Consider the following 14,511-nt stretch of genomic DNA (forward strand, 5'->3'; position numbering starts at 1 on the left):
GGCGTGGGACCCCGGCAGGGCTCAACTCCGCAACCGGAGCGGCGAGTTCTGTTGGACTAGACCATACAAGCGGCCGACGTGACCGTGTCAAGAGTGCGACGACGGCGAACCAGGCTCCGGAGAAAGCCGGTTGACCAGATCCTCCATCGCGGCGCGCGGCAATGACGGATTGCCCGCCGCCGCCTCGACCACCTGCCAGTCCGCGTCGTCCAGCAGTTCCAGGAGGACCTGCGGGGGAAGTGCCGGATGACCGGCGGCCCGGATACGCCCTTGTTCGTCCGCCAGGCAGGCGAGCAGGGCGGTAGCCGTCGCCCGGGGGTGCCGGGCGACCTCGCGCAGCGCCTTGCGTGCCGCCTTCCCGTGCCGGGTGATGGCCTCCAACAGGGTGGCAGGGGTGTTGGGGTTGGCGGCCACCTTGGCGGCGACCCGGCTTCCGTGCCGGTCCACCATGGCGTGCAGCTGTCCTTCGGACAGACCCGGGTCCGTGGCGAGGGGCTTGGCCACCCTCGCGTCGGCGTCGGCGGCCAGGGCGTCGCGTATCCGGGCCGGCAGATCGCGCCGCTGGGCCAGGAGCATACGTGCCGCGGGGTCCGACGACCGGGCCAGTTCCTCCACCTCGGCCGGGGAGGCGGTGGCGATCCGGGGCAGCAGGGTGGGGCCGACCCGGGTCTTCCCGGCCACTTGGAGGAGCACGTCGAGGGGCACGTCGGGATGGTGCGCGACCGCGCGCCGTACTTGGGCGGACGGATCGCCGGACAGCGCGCGCAGCACGGTGCCGTCGGCCGCGGGGTTCGCGGCGAGGTCTTCCCGGACACCGGGAAGGGGGTCCGCCACGAGTCGGGCGGTCACCTCGGAGGACAGGCCCGGGCGGGCGGCGAGCACCCAACGCAGCAGCGCCGAGGGGTGATCGACGAAACCGGCGACGGCCTCTGCGGGTGTGGCAGGGTTGCGCAGGGCCGCCTCCTGGATCTCGTGCACGGCGGACTCGTGGGAGCCGCCACAGCGCGCCCCCGGCGGCAAGTCGCAGTCGGGACGCGGGCATTCCCGGTCATGCGCGAACGGAATCTCTTCCTGGTCGCAGACCGGGCAACGCCGTGCGGCAGGCAGTCCCGCACCGGTCAGCAGCGCCGCCAGCAGGACCGGAGGTGTCGCCTCGTTGGCCGCGACGGCACGGCGGACCTCCGTGTGCGGATGGGCCGCGAGCCGGACGGTGGCGTCCTGCCCAGCCCACAACGCCAGCTCCGCGACGACTCCTACGTCGGTGTCCGCGACGAGTGCCTCGACCACGTCCGGCGGGAGGCGCGGGCAGGCCGCCAGCTTCTCCCGGCGGACGCGGTCCGGGTCGCCCGCGAGCAGGCGGGCCCACCGGGGATCACCGCCGCCCTCGCCGAGCAGTGCGAGGGCGGCGTCCGGCCGCGTCACCGGATCGATGTCCGCCTCGGTCAGCCGTCCCTCGTGCACGAGCCGGACCGCGCACTCCGGTACGCGCGATACCAGGGCGAGCACCTGTGCACGGCCGAGATCCTCACGGCCCGCCAGGTCTTGGGCGATGTCGGGGTCAGCGACCGCGATCAGTCGGTCGACCAACTCGGCCGGCAGCACGGGGTTGGCGGCGAGGCCGCACAGGACGTGGTTCACAGCGGGCATTCTTCCCGGTCCGCGACCGGGCGCCGTCGGGACGAGGAGTCTCGCACCGACCGAGAGACGCGATCGCGTCGGCACGGCCGGAGGTTCACTTGGATTCGAGCCGTCCCAGGGGATGGGTGGTGACGGACAGGTCACGCTGGGCCGTTGTCCAGGCGGTGCTGTCGATGTCGAGGGTGTGGCGGAGGTAGGCCAGGGTGACGCGCTGGACCAGGGCGACGTGGGCGGGGTTCTCGTCGGTGGTCTCCGCTGCCCCGTAACCGGAGATGCCGCCGAGGAAGTGTTCCGCTCCGAAGAGCGTCAGGAGGCTCTTCTCGCCGGGGCTCAGCACGTACGGGTCGGCCGTCCAGTCCGCGCCGCGGACGGTGAGCGGGAGGTCGTCCTCGTCGCCCGCGACCACGAGGGCGGGGGCGGTCATGTGCGTGAAGTCGGGGTGCCGCAACCAGGGGAGGTGCTCGGCGGCGAACGGCGTCAGGGCGTCGCCGCCGGCGCCGGCCGTCGCGAGCAGTACCCCCGCCTTGACCCGGGGGTCGGAGAGGTCTGCCGCCTCCCCGGTGGCGGGGTCGCGGACGCGCAGACCCAGCAGGATGCCCGCCGTCTGGCCGCCGAAGGAGTGGCCGGCCGCCGCGACGCGGGTCCGGTCCAGCCGCCCGGCGAGGCCGGGGACGGCCGCCTCCACCGCGTCCAGCTCGTCGAGGACCCGCTTCATGTCCTCGACGCGCGAGCGCCACAGGCCCGGCCTGCGCGGGTCGTCCCCGGGCAGGTCCAGTGTCCGGGAGTCGAGATGAGTGGGCTGGACCACCACGAAGCCGTGGGCGGCCCAGTGGTCGGCGAGCGGGCCGTAGCCGTCGAGCGACGAGCCGAAGCCGTGCGCGAGGAGGACGACGGGCAGGCCGTGCCCGGTCACCGGCGCCGACACACGCACACGCAGCTCCTCGCCCCGCCCGGGCACGTGCAGCACGACGGGTTTGACCGAGACGACCGGTGTGGTGGTGGCGACGACGCGGGCCGTCGCGCTGACGGGTGCGCTCATGAAGGTGCCCTTCTTTCTGCCGGCCCCAGGGAGTGGGGGAGAAGGGCCCGGGACTGGGCGGGGCCCTCGGGAGTTACGCTAAAACCTGACGTTGACGTGAGGGGCAAGTCGCACGGCCCGGACCGGGAGAGGAGGCGCGGGATGCGCATCGGGGAGCTCGCCGCCAGAACGGGCGTCAGCGTGCGGGCGCTGCGCTACTACGAGGAACAGGAACTGCTCGTCGCGGAGCGCAGCCACAGCGGCCAGCGGCAGTACCCCGAGAGCGCGGTCGACCACGTCCGACTGATCCAGCGGCTCTACGCCGCGGGCCTGTCGAGCCGGACCATCGTCGAACTCATGCCGTACGCGGTCGACGGCAGGGCCACGCCGGAACTGCTCGACCGCCTGTCCACGGAGCGGGACCGCGTCGAGGGCCGGATCACCGCACTGGTCGGCACCCGGGACCGACTCGACTCCGTCATCACCGGCGCCACGAGCAACCTCGACACCGGCCGGCCCTGCCGCGCCGGAACCTCCTGAGCCGCTCACCCGTGAGCCCCACGGCGTCCATCCGGACCGTCCCGGCCCGCGCCCTCGCGGGTAGGGCCGACCGGGTAGAGGATGACCCGTTCGGTGCTGCCCGCCCGGCAAACGACCTCGTCGCTGCTAGTTTCGCCAGCCGTCGGAGGAATCCGGACGTCTCGGTAGGAGACGGGCGTCGGCTTGGAGAGGGAGTACGGGTGACTGGTGTGCGCGAGGAACCGTCGGGGACGGGCGGTCCGTTCGGGCGAAGGACCTTCATGGCGTCGGCCGTCCTGACGGCGGCCGCCCCCGTCTCGGCCGCCGCCCCCGCCCGCGCGGCCGGGCGGCCGGAGGGCACCGTGTCCGGCTGCCGGTCCGTGGCACGGCTGCTCGCCGTCCCCGAAGGGGGCCGCGGCGTCGACTGGCTGCGGGAGGCCCTCCAGGTCGCCGTCGCACTCGAACTCGCCACGATCCCGCCCTACCTGTGCGGATGGTGGTCCGTGGGGGACCGCAGCAGCCACGTCGCACGGCTGATCCGGCGCATCATCGGCGACGAGATGTACCACATGGGCGTCGTCTGCAACCTGCTGGCGGCCGTGGGCGGCCGGCCGCGGATCACGGACGCGGCCCTCGCCTACCCCGGCCCCCTCCCCGGCGGGGTGCGCGAGGAGGTGAACGTCTACCTCTCGGGCCTCACCAGGCCCTTCGTGCACGACGTGATGATGGCGATCGAGGCCCCGGAGGAGCCCCTCGCCCGCGGCCTGGACAACTCGCCCAGCATCGGCCACTTCTACGACGACCTGCTGCGCGCCTTCCGGTCCACCGCGCCCGCGCTGTCGGCCCGTGGGCAGTTGTCCCAGCGCATCGGCTCCGACGTCCTGGAACCCGTCACCGACCTCGACGGCGTCGAGCGGGCGATCGAGATCATCAAGGAACAGGGGGAGGGCACCGCCAGTTCCCCCGAGGACGCCTTCGGTGACGACTATCCGGCCCACTACTACGCCTTCGGCGAGATCTACCACGGACGGCAACTGCGCCAGGAGGACGACGGCTGGCGGTTCACCGGCGCCCCCGTGCCCTTCCCCGACGCACGCCCCATGGCCCGGGTCCCGGCCGGTGGCTGGCCCGATCCGCCGCAGCGGGTGGCGGACCTCCTCGACCGGTTCGACACCGCCTACGCCAAGGTGCTGAGCACCCTGGAGGCGGCCTGGGCGCACGGCGACGCGCGCACCCTGGGCTCGGCCGTGCGGACGATGCGCGGACTGGAGAGCCCCGCCCTGGAGCTGATGGAAACCGGCATCCCGGGCGCCCGGGGCAACTACGGACCCCAGTTCCGCCCGCCCCGCGGATGACGTCGGCGGGACGGTCACGCGGTCCCGACCGTGTGCGGACGCGTGCCCTCCTGGAGGCGACCGACCGCCTGGACGGACGCTACTGGACCTGCATGATCTGGATCAGGTTGCCGCAGGTGTCGTCGAGGACAGCCGTGGTGACCGCGCCCATCTCCAGCGGCTCCTGGGCGAAGTGCACCCCGAGACCGCGCAGCCTGTCGTACTCGGCCCGTACGTCGTCCACGGCGAAGGACGCGGCCGGGATGCCGTCCTCGGCCAGCGCCGTCCGGTACGGCCGCACCGCGGGATGGGCGGAGGGCTCGAGCAGCAGCTCGGTCCCGTCGGGGGCCTCGGGCGAGACCACGGTCAGCCACCGGTCCCCGCCCGCCCCCACCGGCACGTCGTGCTTCTTCAGGAAGCCCAGCGCCTCGGTGTAGAAGCGCAGGGCATGCGCCTGGTCGTCGACGAAGACGCTGGTGAGGTGGATCTTCATGGGGTCATCTCCGGTGCGTGGGTTCCGGGCCGTCGGGTCACGAGGTGCTCGGGCGGGCCGAAACCCTCCGGGACACCACCTGCCTATCAAGGGCCCGCGTGTCCGGCAACGGCCCAGACCTCGGCCAGGGCCGAGGTGGTGAGTACGCGGCCGGGGTGGCCGTGTCCCGCCAGCCCGCCCTCGCGCAGCAGGAGGCAGGCCTCGGCGGAGCGTGCGGCCGCCAGGTCGTGCGTGGCGTGGACGACCGTCACGCCGTCGGAGACCAGCTCCGCCAGGAGCGCGGTGATGCGCTCCCGGGCCTCCGGGTCCAGGCCGGTGGTCGGTTCGTCCAGGAGGAGCAGGTCGGACTGCTGGGCGAGACCCTGGGCGATGAGCGCGCGCTGTCGCTGACCGCCCGACAGCTCCCCGAGCTGACGCGGGGCGAGGTCGGCGACGCCGAGCCGGTCGAGCGCCGAGTCCACGACCAGGTGGTCCCGGCGGTTCAGCCGGCGCCACGGCCCGCGCTCACCCCACCGCCCCATCTCCACGGCCTGCCGGACGGTCAGGGGCAGGGCGTCCGCGACGGCGCCCCGCTGCGGCACGAAGGCGGGCGGCCGCTCGCCGTTCCGGTGGAGGTCTCCCGATGTCGGACGGATCACACCGGCCAGCACGCCGAGCAGCGTCGACTTGCCGCTGCCGTTCGGGCCGACGAGCGCCGTGACGGCCAACGCCGGTATTTCGCACGTGAGTTGCCGCAGTACGGGTCGCCCCGGATAGCCGGCGCAGAGCCCGGTCAGCCGGGCGTGCGACGTCCGCCCCGGAGTGGCGGAGGGCGAAGGACGGGATTTGTTGAACATGATTTTCATTGTAGTGTCCTCCGCATGGACTGGTTGACGGCCCCGTTCGAAGTGACCTTTGTACAACGAGCCCTGTGGGGCGGCATCCTGGTGTCCGCCATCTGCGCGCTGGCCGGCACCTGGGTCGTGCTCAGGGGGATGGCCTTCCTCGGTGACGCCATGTCCCACGGGCTGTTGCCCGGGGTCGCGCTGGCGGCGCTGTCCGGCGGCAACCTGCTGCTGGGAGCGGTGGCGAGCGCGGCCGTCATGGCGGCCGGTGTCACCGTGCTCGGCCGCACGCCGCGGCTCTCCCAGGACACCGGCATAGGGCTGCTCTTCGTCGGCATGCTCTCGCTCGGCGTGATCATCGTGTCGCGGTCGCAGTCCTTCGCGGTGGACCTGACCGGCTTCCTCTTCGGTGACGTCCTCGCCGTCCGCGAACAGGACCTGCTGCTGCTGGGCGCCGCACTGCTGGTGGCCCTGCTCGTCGCCGTGCTCGGTCACCGGGCCTTCCTCGTCCTCGCGTTCGACCCGCGCAAGGCCCACACCCTGGGCCTGCGTCCCCGGCTCGCCCACGCGGTGCTGCTGGTCCTGCTGGGCCTCGCGATCGTGGCCTCGTTCCACATCGTCGGCACCCTGCTCGTCCTCGGCCTGCTCATCGCACCGCCGGCCGCGGCCCTGCCCTGGGCGCGCGGCGTGCGCGGCGTCATGGTCCTCGCGGCACTCCTGGGCGTCACCGCCACGTTCGCCGGGCTGCTCCTGTCCTGGCATCTGAGCACCGCCGCCGGTGCGACCGTCTCGGCCGTGGCGGTGGCCCTGTTCTTCCTCTCCCACGCGGCGTCCGGCCTGCGGCACCTGCGTGCCCGCCCCGCCGCCCCCGTCCCGACAGTCGACTGAAGGAAATCCGAGGCGATGGACCCCACCATCCGCACAAACACCACGCGTCGGCTCCCGACCGCGCTCGTCCTCACCGCCGCGCTGCTCGCCACGGGCTGTTCGGGGCGGGCGGACGACGGACCGGAGCCGGCGGCGACCGAGTCGTCCGCCACCCCGCACGGCTACGTCGAAGGAGCGCGGGAAGCGGCCGAGGAACAGTCCCGGCTGCTCCTCGGCGACCCCGGCACCGGCGCGAGCCGAGTGCTCGACCTCGTCACCGGCAAGGTGCACGAGACCGCGCCGGTGACCGGTGCCGCCGGGTTGAGCACCGACGGCCGCTTCGGCTTCTTCCACACCGACCACGGTGTGCACGTCGTCGACGGCGGTGCCTGGATGGTGGACCACGGCGACCACGCGCACTACTACCGGGCGGCGATACGCGACGTCGGCGGCCTCCCGGCCGGCCGCGACGCCGAGATCCGCAGCGACGCCACGGTGACCGCGGCGACCGACCGGGACGGCCGGACGACGCTGTACGACCGGACGGCCCTGGAGGAGGGCGAGGCCGGGCCCGCCCGGACGCTCGCCGGGGTGCACGCCGGCGCCGTCGTCCCGTACGCTGAACACCTGGTCGCGCTCACCGGCGACGACGACTCCGCCGAGGTCACGGTGTACGACCGCGAGGGCAGCCCCGTCGCCTCGCCGGACGCGACGTGCGAGCGGCCCCGGGGCGACGCCGTCACCCGCCGCGGCGTCGTCCTGGGGTGCGCCGACGGGGCCCTGCTCGTGAGCGCCGAGGACGGGGCGTTCACGGCCGAGCGGATCCCGTACGGACAGGACGTGCCCGAGAAGGAACGGGCGACGGCCTTCCGCCACCGGGCCGGCAGCGACACCCTGACGGCGCCCGCCGGCGAGCGGGCCGTGTGGGTGCTGGACGTGACCGACCGCGCCTGGACCCGGGTGAGGACCGGGCCGGTCCTGGCGGCCAACACCGCCGGGGAGGGCTCTCCGCTCCTCGTCCTGGAGACCGACGGCGCCCTGCACGGCTACGACATCGCCACCGGCAGGCACACGGCCCGCACCGAGCCCCTCCTGACCGGAGCCGGGAAGGCGGCCACCGGCGCGGGCGCACCCGTCGTCGAGGTCGACCGCAGTCGCGCCTACGTCAACGACCGCACCGGCAGACGCGTGTACGAGATCGACTACAACGACGACCTGCGCGTCGCGCGCTCCTTCGGCCTCGACATCGCACCCGGCCTGATGGCGGAGACCGGCCGATGAGGGCGACGACGCGCGCACGGATCCGGGTCGCACGGCTGCGCCGCCTCCTGATGGGCCTGCTCGCCCTCGTCGCGGCCGCCACCGCCACGGCCTGCACCGGCACGGAGGAACAGCCCCGCGTCGTCGTGACCACCAACATCCTGGGCGACATCACCCGCCAGGTCGTCGGCGACCAGGCCGAGGTCACGGTCCTCATGAAGCCCGACGCGGACCCGCACTCCTTCGGGCTGTCGGCCGTGCAGGCCGCCCAGTTGGAGCGCGCGGACCTCGTGGTCTTCAACGGTCTCGGCCTGGAGGAGAACGTCCTGCGGCACGTGGCCGCCGCCCGCGAGGCGGGAGTGGCGACCTTCGAGGCCGGCAGGGCCGTCGACCCCCTCACCTTCCGCACCGGGGCAGACGGCGGACCCGAGGGGGAGTCGGGGCAGCCCGACCCGCACTTCTGGACCGACCCCGACCGCGTGCGCACGGCCGCCCGCCTCATCGCCGACCGCGTGAGCGAGCACGTGAAGGGCGTGGACGACGCGGCGGTCCGGGCCAACGCCGCCCGCTACGACGAGCAACTGGAGGACCTCACCGCCTTCATGGAGCAGTCCTTCGACCGGGTGCCCGAGGACCGGCGCAGCCTGGTGACCAACCACCACGTCTTCGGCTACCTCGCCGACCGCTTCGGCTTCCGCGTCATCGGCGCCGTGATCCCCAGCGGCACGACGCTGGCCTCCCCCAGCTCCTCCGACCTGCGCTCGCTGACCCGGGCCATGGAGAAGGCCGGGGTCCGGACGGTGTTCGCCGACTCCTCGCAGCCCAAGCGGCTCGCCGAGGTCCTGCGCACCGAACTCGGCGGCGGGGTGCGGGTCGTGGAGCTGTACTCCGAGTCCCTGACCGCCGAGAACGAGGGCGCCGCCACCTATCTGCGGATGATGCGCGCCAACACCACCGCCATGACCGACGGACTGGCCGTCGGCAGCCCGAAAGGAACGCACAGTTGAACACGTCCATACGCACCAGGGCCCTCACCGGGACGGCACTCGCCCTCGCGGTGTCCACGGTCCTGACCGCGTGCGGAGGAGACGACACCTCCTCGTCCGACGCCACGTCCCAGGACGCCGGGGGCGCCACGCCCACGGCCTCGGTGCGGGACCCGCTGGTCGCCACCTTCGACGGCGGCCTGTACGTCCTCGACGGCAAGACCCTCGAACTCACCAGCACCATCGACCTGCCCGGCTTCAACCGCGTCAACCCCGCGGGGGACGACGACCACGTGGTCGTCTCCACCGACAGCGGCTTCCGCCTCCTGAACGCCACCGGACAGACCCTCACGGGCGTCGAGTACAAGGGCGCGAAGCCCGGCCATGTCGTCCGCCATGCCGGGAAGACGGTGCTCTTCACCGACGGCACCGGCGAGGTCAACGTCTTCGAACCGGGCGACCTGGGCGCCGGCGGGAAGCCGGACGGACGCACCTACACGTCCGCGCGGGCCCACCACGGCGTCGCCGTCGAACTGAGCGACGGGCGACTCCTCACCACTCTCGGGGACGAGGAGAAGCGGACCGGTGCCCTGGTCCTGGACCAGGACAACAAGGAGATCGCCCGCGACGAGAACTGCCCGGGCGTGCACGGGGAGGCAGCCGCCCGGGGCGAGGCGGTCGCCCTGGGCTGCGAGGACGGCGTCCTGATCTACCAGGACGGCCGGTTCACCAAGGTCGACGCCCCCGACGACTACGGCCGGATCGGCAACCAGGCGGGCAGCGACGCGTCCCCCGTACTCCTCGGTGACTACAAGACCGACCCGGACGCCGAGCTGGAGCGGCCCACCCGCGTGTCCCTGATCGACACCGAGACGGCGAAGCTCCGCCTGGTGGAGCTGGGCACCAGCTACTCGTTCCGCTCCCTCGCCCGTGGACCGCACGGCGAGGCACTGGTCCTCGGGACCGACGGCGCCCTCCACGTCATCGACCCGGACAAGGGCACGGTGCGGAAGAGGATTCCGGCCGTGGGGGAGTGGCAGGAGCCCCTGGACTGGCAGCAGGCGCGGCCCACCCTGTTCGTCCGCGACCACACCGCGTACGTGTCCGAACCGGGGAAGAGGGCCGTGCACGCCATCGATCTCGACACCGGCGAGAAGCGCACCTCGGTCACCCTGCCGAAGGGGACCAACGAGCTGTCGGGAACGGTCGCGGGCCACTGACGGCCACGTCCCCCCGGCCCGCGGGCCGGGGGGACGTACCGGACGGGTGCCCTAGGACTGGGGCCGCCGTCCGTGGTTGGCGGGGTGGTTGCGGCGTGCCTTCTTCTTCCGGCGTCGTTTCGAGGACATGTGTGCCTCCTTCGGAAGACGTCTGCTCCGTGCGCGTCCGGGTCAGCGGGCATCCGTGAATGCCGTCCGTCCACGATTCCACGCCCGGCCCGGAGGTGCCATTCGACGCGGTGCGGCCCCCGCGGACCCCGTGGAGCCCATCGGTCGCGCCGGTGACGAGCCCGGCCACGCGACCTCGTCGATCGCGAGCCACGGTGCGCCGGCCACGGCCGTGGGGGTCAGCCCGGTGAACGCCCTGACCTCCCGGTGCAGGTGGGACTGGTCGACGTAGCCGCTCTCGAAGGCGACGGAGGCCGGGGCCAGTCCGCCCGCGAGCAGATGGGCGGCATGGTCGAACCGGACCAGCCGGGCCGCCCGCTTGGGTGTGATGCCGAGCTGGGCGTGGAACCGGGCCGACAGCCGCTTGCGGCTCCAGCCGACCTGCTCGGCCAGAGCGTCGACCCGTACGCGCCCGCGGCCCGCGAGCGTCGTCCGCCAGGTGTGGGCGACCTCAGGATCGACCGGCGCCCGGTCCGCCATGCGTCGGCGGAGGAGGTCCGCCGCGAGCGCGAACCGCTCGTCCCACGATCCGGCGGCACGCAACGCGTCCTTGACCCGCTCCGTCTCGCGGCCCCAGACGTCCTCGAACGACTCCACCCTCCCGCCGAGCGCCGCCGACGGGCCGAGCACCGCGGCCGCCACCGCAGGTTCCAGCCGGATCTGCAGGCACGCGCCCACCCGGCCCGCCACCCTGAGGTCGCCGGGCGCGAGCCCGACGACGAAGCTGCCGTGCCCGTGCCGGCCCCGGGCGCCGTACACGATGCCGTCCCCGTCGCTCAGGTCGATGAGCAGGGTGACGGACGGATGCGCGACCATGGCCATGTCCACGAAGGCGGACACGTGCTGACTGAACCCGGCCATGCCGACTCCCGCGAGCCGGGCCGGGGGACGCGGGACCGCGACGTCCACGATCGACCAGTCGGGCGGCGCCCCGGTCGATGTCTCGGTGGACAACACGCGACCAGTCTAGGTCTCGGGGCCGAGGGCCGGGAGGTCCGCGTCCCGGGCGGTGAAACCGAGCAGCAACTCGCCGGTCGGCCCGGGTGCTTCCAGGGGCGGCAGGTGTCCGACGCCCGGCAGCAGTTCGAGCCGCGCGTTCGGCACGGCTTCGTAGCGGTGCGCCGACGACGGATCCCAGCGCGGGTCGGCGGCACCGAAGAGCACCAGCACCGGGACGGTGAGGGCGGCGAGGCGCTCGGGCACGCCGCGCTCGGCGAGATAGGCGGTGTTCCCGCGCGCCACCGTTCTGAAGGAGCGGTACGAGATGTCCCGCACGTCGTCGATCATCGCCTGCGGGACGTCCACGGGACCGGCGGCCGTCGCGGCGATCGCCTTGTGGAGCATCGCGTCCGTGCGCCGCGGCCACAGCAGCGGGCCGAAGGGCGGGGCCAGCAGCAGTCGGAGGATCACCGGCTGAGGGAGGAGCGCGTCCAGACCCGGGCCCGTACTGACCAGGGCGATCGCCCCGACCAGGTCGGGGCGCCGCTCGGCCAGCGCCGTGGCGACGTAGCCGCCGCTGGAGTGGCCGGCCACCGTCACGGCCCCGAGGCCCAGGTCGTCCAGGAGCGCCGCCACCCGGCCCGCCTGCCGCGGCACGTCGTAGGCGGGGACGGGCGGGGACTTGCCGCAGCCCGGGAGGTCGACGCGCAGGACGTGACGGTGCTCGGCGAGCGCCGGGACCACCGGGTCCCATGAGGCGCCCGAGGCACCGGAACCGTGGATGAGCAGGACGGGCGGCGCCTGCGGCGGGCCGTCGTGCACCACGTGCATGCCGTGCGAGAGATCGGCGTCGTACTGACTCATGCCGCAAGGGTGCGCCCGGTGCCGGTCACGGGTCTTGTACGAATGTCGCCGGACCCGTCGCACGGGGCGCAGGCACCGGCGGTCGGGCGCACCGAGGGTCAGGCGCGTGCGGCGCCGCGCACCGGGTGCTTGCTCAGGACGGAGAGCCGGTTGAAGGCGTTGATGCTGATCGCCACCCAGATCACGGCGGAGATCTGGTCGTCCGACAGGACGCCCCGCGCCTGCGCGTACGCGGCGCTCTGCGCGCCCGCGTCGGCGGGGTGCGTGGTGGCCTCGGCGAGGGCGAGCGCGGCGCGTTCCGCGGGCGAGAACAGCTCGGTGTCGCGCCAGGCCGGCAGCACCCCGAGCCGCTGGGTCGTCTCGCCGCCCCGCAACGCGGCCCTGGTGTGCGCGTTGAGGCAGTAGGCGCAGGCGTTGAGCTGCGAGACGCGGATGTTGACCAGTTCCACGAGGGTCCGGTCCAGCCCGGCCGCGTCGGCGACCCCCCGGACCGCCTCCGCCGTGGCGCGCAGTGCGGTGTAGGCCTCGGGGCTCTGCTTGTCGATGAACACGCGCCGCTCGTCAGCGCCTTTGGGGATGTCTGCCTCGGTGCGTACAGGCGTCTGCGTCATGTCGGGGTGCCTCCGTTGCGCGCCGGCGTTTGTCACGTCCTATCATCGAACCATAGAAGTTGAAAGTGAAACTTTCAGGGCCGAGTGGGAGGATGAAGCGGTGAGCAACACGGAAGCGCATCCCGCCGAAGTCAGGTGCGGGGCGCCGGAGGACGGAGCGCCCGCCGCCGGCGTGGAGATCCTGACCGCGCGGGAGGTCCCGCTCGGCGGTCCGCGCGCCATGAAGGTGCGCCGCACCCTGCCCCAACGGGCCCGGACGCTGATCGGCGCCTGGTGCTTCGCCGACCACTACGGCCCCGACGCGGTCCCGGAGTCGGGCGGCATGAACGTCGCGCCCCACCCGCACATCGGCCTGCAGACGGTCAGCTGGCTGTTCGGCGGGGTGATCGAGCACCGGGACAGCCTGGGCAGCCACGCGTTCGTCAGGCCCGGTGAGGTGAACCTCATGACGGGCGGCCACGGCATCAGCCACTCCGAGGTGTCCACGCCGGACACCACGGTCCTGCACGGCGTCCAGCTCTGGGTGGCGCTGCCCTCGGAGCACCGCGACACCGCCCCGGACTTCCAGCACCACGTGCCCGCCCCGGTCGCCCTGGACGGCGGCGAGGCGCGCGTCTTCCTCGGCTCGCTCGCCGGGGACACCTCGCCGGTGGACACCTTCACGCCCCTGCTCGGTGCCGAGGTGACCCTGGACCCGGGCGCCACCGTGGTTCTCGACGTCGACCCCGGCTTCGAGCACGGCGTCCTCGTCGACAGCGGCGACGTACGCCTCGACGGAACGGTCGTGGGCCCCGCCGAACTGGCGTACGCCGCACCGGGACGACGGGCCCTCACCCTGACGAACGAGGCGCCCGCGGCCGCCCGGCTGCTGGTGCTGGGCGGTCCTCCCTTCCCCGAGGAGATCGTCATGTGGTGGAACTTCGTCGGACGGTCGCACGACGAGATCGTGCGGGCCCGCGCGGACTGGGAGAACGACTCCGGACGCTTCGGCCGGGTCGACGGCTACCCCGGTGACCGCCTTCCGGCGCCCGTGCTCCCCAACGCCACCCTCTCCCCGCGCAGGAACCCCCGGCCCTAGGAGCCCCGGGGAAGGGTCACTCCGGCCAGGCGGAGTTCTCGATCACCTCGACGAAGTCCGTGCGCCGGAAGCCCGGCACGAAGTGCTCCAGGACGTCCGCGTTCACCGTGCCGAAGGTGCTGTCCGGGCGGTGCCGGAACCCGTCCGTGAACGCCTGGAGGATCTGCTTCTTGAAGTCCGGGCGGGGGTGGGCGGCGGTGACCGCGTCGATCTCCGCCCGGGTGAGGCGGGCCAGGTTCAGACCGAGCACGTCGGTCTCGACCCCCGCGGTGGTCGCCGCGATCTCCGGCGCCAGCTTGTAGGGGACCTCCGGCGTGGTGTGCAGTGCGACGGCCGTCCACACGGTGCCCGCGTCGGCCTCCGCGACGCCGTGGGCAAGCAGGAACGCCCGCGCCTGGTCCGCGCCGTCCATCTCGAAGCGCTGGTCCTCGCCGCGGTAGGGCGGCACCAGACCGGTGTCGTGGAAGAGCGCGGCGACGTACAGCAGTTCCGGGTCCGGGCGCAGGCCGAGGGCGGCGGCCTGGAGACTGCCGAACAGGTAGACGCGGCGCGAGTGGTGGAAGAGCAGCGACGGTGTGGTGTCGCGGACGAGTTCGGTCGCCTCCCGCGCCAGCGAGCTGTCGGGGATGTCGATTCCGGCGATGGTCTCGGCCATGGTGGTCCTCCCGGGACGGTGCCTGTCGTGTCGGTCC

The 14,511-nt window shown here is 73.4% G+C and carries 15 protein-coding genes; 7 read left to right on the plus strand and 8 right to left on the minus strand.

What is annotated here, in order from left to right; genetic code table 11:
• Nucleotides 1–87: 87 nt before the first annotated feature.
• On the minus strand, nucleotides 88–1,638 hold the full coding sequence (locus BZZ08_RS00460; RefSeq protein WP_104630092.1) for a hypothetical protein: 1,551 nt from the start codon (nucleotides 1,636–1,638) through the stop codon (nucleotides 88–90).
• A gap of 94 nt (nucleotides 1,639–1,732) precedes the next feature.
• Nucleotides 1,733–2,677 (minus strand): alpha/beta hydrolase family protein, encoded by a 945-nt coding sequence (locus BZZ08_RS00465; RefSeq protein WP_104630093.1) that lies wholly within the window; start codon nucleotides 2,675–2,677, stop codon nucleotides 1,733–1,735.
• 141 nt (nucleotides 2,678–2,818) lie between these two features.
• Between BZZ08_RS00465 and BZZ08_RS00470 the strand changes: the two genes are divergently transcribed.
• On the plus strand, nucleotides 2,819–3,196 hold the full coding sequence (locus tag BZZ08_RS00470; protein ID WP_104630094.1) for a MerR family transcriptional regulator: 378 nt from the start codon (nucleotides 2,819–2,821) through the stop codon (nucleotides 3,194–3,196).
• Nucleotides 3,197–3,456: 260 nt separating this feature from the next.
• Nucleotides 3,457–4,530, plus strand: coding sequence for a ferritin-like domain-containing protein (locus BZZ08_RS00475; RefSeq protein ID WP_198601195.1), 1,074 nt, complete (start codon nucleotides 3,457–3,459; stop codon nucleotides 4,528–4,530).
• A gap of 79 nt (nucleotides 4,531–4,609) precedes the next feature.
• Here BZZ08_RS00475 and BZZ08_RS00480 read toward each other — a convergent pair whose 3' ends face one another.
• Both BZZ08_RS00480 and aztA read right to left on the minus strand, forming a co-directional pair.
• Nucleotides 4,610–5,002: a VOC family protein gene (locus BZZ08_RS00480; protein ID WP_104630096.1), complete on the minus strand. Its 393-nt coding sequence runs from the start codon at nucleotides 5,000–5,002 to the stop codon at nucleotides 4,610–4,612.
• An 86-nt stretch (nucleotides 5,003–5,088) separates the two neighbouring features.
• Nucleotides 5,089–5,847 (minus strand): zinc ABC transporter ATP-binding protein AztA, encoded by a 759-nt coding sequence (gene aztA, locus BZZ08_RS00485; RefSeq protein WP_104630097.1) that lies wholly within the window; start codon nucleotides 5,845–5,847, stop codon nucleotides 5,089–5,091.
• A 15-nt stretch (nucleotides 5,848–5,862) separates the two neighbouring features.
• Between aztA and aztB the strand changes: the two genes are divergently transcribed.
• Genes aztB through aztD form a run of 4 tightly spaced genes read left to right on the plus strand, consistent with a single transcriptional unit; the run spans nucleotide 5,863 to nucleotide 10,159 of the window.
• On the plus strand, nucleotides 5,863–6,714 hold the full coding sequence (gene aztB / locus BZZ08_RS00490; protein WP_104630098.1) for a zinc ABC transporter permease AztB: 852 nt from the start codon (nucleotides 5,863–5,865) through the stop codon (nucleotides 6,712–6,714).
• A gap of 15 nt (nucleotides 6,715–6,729) precedes the next feature.
• Nucleotides 6,730–7,974 (plus strand): hypothetical protein, encoded by a 1,245-nt coding sequence (locus BZZ08_RS00495; protein ID WP_104630099.1) that lies wholly within the window; start codon nucleotides 6,730–6,732, stop codon nucleotides 7,972–7,974.
• Nucleotides 7,971–8,960: a zinc ABC transporter substrate-binding protein AztC gene (gene aztC / locus BZZ08_RS00500; protein WP_104630100.1), complete on the plus strand. Its 990-nt coding sequence runs from the start codon at nucleotides 7,971–7,973 to the stop codon at nucleotides 8,958–8,960. The genes BZZ08_RS00495 and aztC overlap by 4 nt, the downstream gene beginning before the upstream one ends.
• The gene (aztD, locus tag BZZ08_RS00505; RefSeq protein WP_104630101.1) at nucleotides 8,957–10,159 is read left to right on the plus strand and encodes a zinc metallochaperone AztD; all 1,203 of its coding nucleotides are present in this window, start codon (nucleotides 8,957–8,959) and stop codon (nucleotides 10,157–10,159) included. The genes aztC and aztD overlap by 4 nt, the downstream gene beginning before the upstream one ends.
• A 171-nt stretch (nucleotides 10,160–10,330) precedes the next feature.
• Here aztD and BZZ08_RS00510 read toward each other — a convergent pair whose 3' ends face one another.
• From BZZ08_RS00510 to BZZ08_RS00520, 3 genes are all read right to left on the minus strand, one after another.
• Complete coding sequence (locus BZZ08_RS00510) at nucleotides 10,331–11,188, minus strand: helix-turn-helix domain-containing protein (RefSeq protein ID WP_241965329.1); 858 nt, start codon at nucleotides 11,186–11,188, stop codon at nucleotides 10,331–10,333.
• Nucleotides 11,189–11,293: 105 nt separating this feature from the next.
• Complete coding sequence (locus tag BZZ08_RS00515; RefSeq protein ID WP_198601196.1) at nucleotides 11,294–12,130, minus strand: alpha/beta fold hydrolase; 837 nt, start codon at nucleotides 12,128–12,130, stop codon at nucleotides 11,294–11,296.
• 98 nt (nucleotides 12,131–12,228) lie between these two features.
• Nucleotides 12,229–12,741 carry a carboxymuconolactone decarboxylase family protein gene (locus BZZ08_RS00520; protein ID WP_104630104.1) on the minus strand — a complete coding sequence of 171 codons (513 nt, stop codon included), beginning with the start codon at nucleotides 12,739–12,741 and terminating at the stop codon, nucleotides 12,229–12,231.
• Between the two features lie 100 nt (nucleotides 12,742–12,841).
• On the opposite strand from BZZ08_RS00520, the gene BZZ08_RS00525 reads away from it, so the two are divergent.
• Nucleotides 12,842–13,819, plus strand: a complete 978-nt coding sequence (locus BZZ08_RS00525; RefSeq protein WP_104630105.1) for a pirin family protein — start codon at nucleotides 12,842–12,844, stop codon at nucleotides 13,817–13,819.
• A gap of 16 nt (nucleotides 13,820–13,835) precedes the next feature.
• On the opposite strand, the gene BZZ08_RS00530 is transcribed toward BZZ08_RS00525, so the two are convergent.
• Nucleotides 13,836–14,474 (minus strand): HD domain-containing protein, encoded by a 639-nt coding sequence (locus BZZ08_RS00530; protein WP_104630106.1) that lies wholly within the window; start codon nucleotides 14,472–14,474, stop codon nucleotides 13,836–13,838.
• Nucleotides 14,475–14,511: the final 37 nt, after the last annotated feature.

It is taken from the genome of Streptomyces sp. MH60 (assembly GCF_002939385.1).
Lineage (GTDB): Bacteria > Actinomycetota > Actinomycetes > Streptomycetales > Streptomycetaceae > Streptomyces.